The organism is Pseudomonas sp. 2995-3, from assembly GCF_002742565.1.
Classification (GTDB): domain Bacteria; phylum Pseudomonadota; class Gammaproteobacteria; order Pseudomonadales; family Pseudomonadaceae; genus Aquipseudomonas; species Aquipseudomonas edaphica.
In genome coordinates, this window is sequence record NZ_LJSB01000028.1 from 1 (window position 1) to 3,527 (window position 3,527).

The window sequence follows — 3,527 nt, forward strand, 5'->3', positions numbered from 1 at the left end:
TACACCGCCAGCCTTGTGGATAAAAACGGCGCGCCGGTGACTAACATCACCAACCCGTTGACCGTCACTCTCGATAATGGCCAGACCATCACCATCGGTGTGAATCAGTCGAATGGCAACGTGACCGTTGTAGCTCCAGATGACGTGTACAAGGGCGACCAGACTGTCACTACCGCCATCACCAACGTGACCGGCGGCGCGCACTTCGAGAATCTGGTGCCAGGCACTACGCCTGTTAGCACCACCGTCACCGATACTCCGGGTACTGATAACACCACTACCGTCACGTTGACCGCGCCAAGCGCAGTCAATGAAGGTGGTCAGATTACGTACACCGCGACCTTGAGCAACAAGGCCGGTACTGACGTAACCCTGAAACTCGATAACGGCTCGACCATCACCATCAAAGCTGGTGACACCGTCGGCACCGTAACCGTCCCTGCGCCTAGCGATGACGTGTTCATCGACAAGAGCACCCAGACCGTCAAGATCACTGACACTGCTGGCGGTAACTTCGAGAAACTGGAAGTTGCAGGTAACGGCGCAACCACCACGATCAACGACACCATCGACAAAGTCGATGTGGTGCTGACCGCAACAACCACCGTTGGCGAAGGCGGCAACATCGTCTACACCGCCAGCCTTGTGGATAAAAACGGCGCGCCGGTGACTAACATCACCAACCCGTTGACCGTCACTCTCGATAACGGCCAGACCATCACCATCGGCGTTAATCAGTCCAGCGGCAACGTCACTGTTGTAGCTCCAGATGACGTGTACAAGGGCGACCAGACCGTCACTACCGCTATCACTAATGTGGCCGGCGGTGAGCACTTCGAAAATCTGGTTCCAGGTACTACGCCGGTCAGCACTACCGTCACCGACACTCCGGGTACTGATAACACCACTACTGTCACGCTGACCGCGCCAAGTGCCGTCAACGAAGGCGGTCAGATTACGTATACCGCTACGCTTTCCAATAAAGCGGGTACTGATGTAACGCTGAAGTTGGATAACGGTTCGACTATCACCATCAAGGCTGGCGATACCGTTGGCTCCGTGACTGTTGCGGCGCCTGGCGATGACGTGTTCATCGATAAGAGCACCCAGACGGTCAAGATCACTGACACCACTGGCGGCAACTTCGAAAAACTGGAAGTCGCAGGCGACGGCGCAACCACCACCATTAACGACACCATCGACAAAGTCGATGTCGTTCTGACCGCCACCACCACCGTCGGCGAAGGCGGCAACATCGTCTACACCGCCAGCCTTGTGGATAAAAACGGCGCGGCAGTGACCAACATCACCAGTCCGCTGACCGTGACGTTGGACAATGGCCAAACCATTACCATCGGCGTTAATCAGTCGAATGGCAGCGTGACCGTTGTCGCTCCGGATGACGTTTACAAGGGCGACCAGACCGTCACTACCGCTATTACTAACGTGACTGGCGGTGAGCACTTCGAAAACCTGGTGCCAGGTACTACGCCTGTCAGCACCACTGTCACCGATACTCCGGGTACTGATAACACCACTACCGTCACGTTGACCGCGCCAAGCGCAGTCAATGAAGGTGGTCAGATTACGTACACCGCGACCTTGAGCAACAAGGCCGGTACTGACGTAACCCTGAAACTGGATAACGGCTCGACCATCACCATCAAAGCTGGTGACACCGTCGGCACCGTAACCGTCCCTGCGCCTAGCGATGACGTGTTCATCGACAAGAGCACCCAGACCGTCAAGATCACTGACACTGCTGGCGGTAACTTCGAGAAACTGGAAGTTGCAGGTAACGGCGCAACCACCACGATCAACGACACCATCGACAAAGTCGATGTGGTGCTGACCGCAACAACCACCGTTGGCGAAGGCGGCAACATCGTCTACACCGCCAGCCTTGTGGATAAAAACGGCGCGCCGGTGACTAACATCACCAACCCGTTGACCGTCACTCTCGATAACGGCCAAACCATCACCATCGGTGTGAACCAGTCGAACGGCAGCGTGACCGTTGTAGCACCGGATGACGTGTACAAGGGCGACCAGACCGTTACTACCGCCATCACCAACGTGACCGGCGGCGAGCACTTCGAAAACCTGGTGCCGGGCACAACGCCGGTGAATACCACCGTCACGGATACACCTGGCACTGCGGACACCACGACCGTCACGCTGACCGCGCCAAGTGCCGTCAACGAAGGTGGCCAGATCACTTACACCGCCACCTTGAGCAACAAGGCCGGTACTGACGTAACCCTGAAACTCGATAACGGCTCTTCCATCACCATCAAGGCTGGCGACACCGTCGGCACCGTGACTGTCCCTGCGCCTAGCGATGACGTGTTCATCGACAAGAGCACTCAGACGGTCAAGATCACCGACACTGCTGGCGGCAACTTCGAAAAACTGGAAGTCGCAGGCGACGGCGCAACCACCACCATTAACGACACCATCGACAAAGTCGATGTCGTTCTGACCGCCACCACCACCGTTGGTGAAGGCGGCAACATCGTTTACACCGCGTCGCTGGTCGACAAGTCGGGTAATGCGGTGACCAACATCACCAACCCACTGACTGTGACTTTGGATAACGGCCAAACCATTACCATCGGTGTGAACCAATCGAACGGCAGCGTGACCGTTGTAGCTCCAGATGACGTGTACAAAGGCGACCAAACCGTTACCACCGCCATCACTAACGTGACCGGCGGCGCGCACTTCGAGAATCTGGTGCCAGGCACTACGCCTGTTAGCACCACCGTCACCGATACTCCGGGTACTGATAACACCACTACCGTCACGTTGACCGCGCCAAGCGCAGTCAATGAAGGTGGTCAGATTACGTACACCGCGACCTTGAGCAACAAGGCCGGTACTGACGTAACCCTGAAGTTGGATAACGGCTCGACTATCACCATCAAAGCTGGCGATACCGTCGGCTCCGTGACTGTTGCAGCGCCTAGCGATGACGTGTTCATCGACAAGAGCACTCAGACCGTCAAGATCACCGACACCACTGGCGGTAACTTCGAAAAACTGGAAGTGGCTGGTGATGGTGCAACTACGACCATTAACGACACTATCGACAAAGTGGATGTGGTGCTGACCGCAACGACCACAGTGGGCGAAGGCGGCAACATCGTTTACACCGCGTCGCTGGTCGATAAGTCGGGCAATGCGGTGACCAACATCACCAGCCCGCTGACCGTGACCCTGGATAACGGCCAGACCATCACCATCGGCGTTAATCAGTCCAGCGGCAACGTGACCGTTGTAGCTCCAGATGACGTGTACAAGGGCGACCAGACCGTCACTACCGCTATTACTAACGTGACTGGCGGTGAGCACTTCGAAAACCTGGTGCCAGGTACTACGCCTGTCAGCACCACTGTCACCGATACTCCGGGTACTGATAACACCACTACCGTCACGTTGACCGCGCCAAGCGCAGTCAATGAAGGTGGTCAGATTACGTACACCGCGACCTTGAGCAACAAGGCCGGTACTGACGTAACCCTGAA

The 3,527-nt window shown here is 56.5% G+C and carries 1 protein-coding gene; it reads left to right on the top strand.

Annotated elements, in window-relative coordinates:
* Nucleotides 1-3,527, top strand: a 3,527-nt coding sequence (locus AOA62_RS00105) for a beta strand repeat-containing protein (protein WP_368665698.1), incomplete at both ends; no start/stop codon positions are given.